Raw genomic sequence first — 848 nt, 5'->3', positions numbered from 1 at the left:
GCCCGCGCAGTGGGGCCCACCCATCTCACCGACCGGCGGCCCGGCCACCGGCCAGCCCCCTGCACCGTCCGGACAACAGCCCGGCGAGCAGCCGACCGCGATCTACGGCGCCCAGCCGGGACCGGCCACGGGCGCCGACCAGCCGACCACCCGCTTCGACGGCGCCCCCACCCAGCAGCCGCCCGCCCCGCCCTACGGCGGCCCGGGCCAGCAGCCGCCGGCGGCACCGTACGGCGCGCCTCAGCAGCCGCCCACGCACGAACCGCCCACCACGTTCTACGGCGCTCCCGCCCAGCAACCGCCCGCCCAGGAGCCGCCCACCACGGCGTACGGCGCCCCCGCTCAGCAGCCGTCCGCTCAGGAGCCGCCCACGACGGCGTACGGCGCTCCCGCCCAACAGCCGTCCACGCAGGAACCGCCCACCACCTTCTACGGCGCTCCCGCCCAGCAGCCGGCGACCCAGCAGCCGCCCGCGTCCTGGCCGCCGCAGTCCGCGCAGCCCGAGCCCTCGCAGCAGCCCTCGCAGCAGCCGTCGCACCACCCGCGGCACGCGCAGCCACCGGCGGACCCGGACGCGCCGCCCGCCAGCGGGCCGCCGCAGCAGTAGCCGCGCAGGGAACCGCGCACCGCGATGGATTCGGCGCTCGCCGCGGCGGACCGGCTGGCCCATGCCGTGGCCGGGCTCATCGAGGCACCGGTCCTCACCGTGATCCTGCACGGGTCCCTGGCCACCGGCGACTTCCTCCCGGGCCGCAGCGACCTCGACCTCCTCGTAGTCATCGGCGCCGAGGACCGCAGCGCCGCGAACACGTACGCGTCCAGGTCGAACATCGTCAGGATGATCACAC

1 protein-coding gene and 1 pseudogene are annotated in these 848 nt (G+C 77.2%); both read left to right on the top strand.

Going from position 1 to position 848, the window contains the following annotated elements; all coding sequences use genetic code 11:
- Nucleotides 1–607: pseudogene (locus ABZS66_RS35010) on the top strand (hypothetical protein); the annotation flags it as partial.
- A 24-nt stretch (nt 608–631) separates the two neighbouring features.
- A partial coding sequence (locus ABZS66_RS35005; protein ID WP_354765324.1) for a nucleotidyltransferase domain-containing protein occupies nt 632–848 on the top strand: 217 nt, incomplete at its 3' end.

The organism is Dactylosporangium sp. NPDC005572, assembly GCF_040605515.1.
GTDB lineage: Bacteria > Actinomycetota > Actinomycetes > Mycobacteriales > Micromonosporaceae > Dactylosporangium.
Note: the sequence above shows the minus strand (reverse complement) of the source record. Positions and strands in the feature narration are given on the sequence as shown.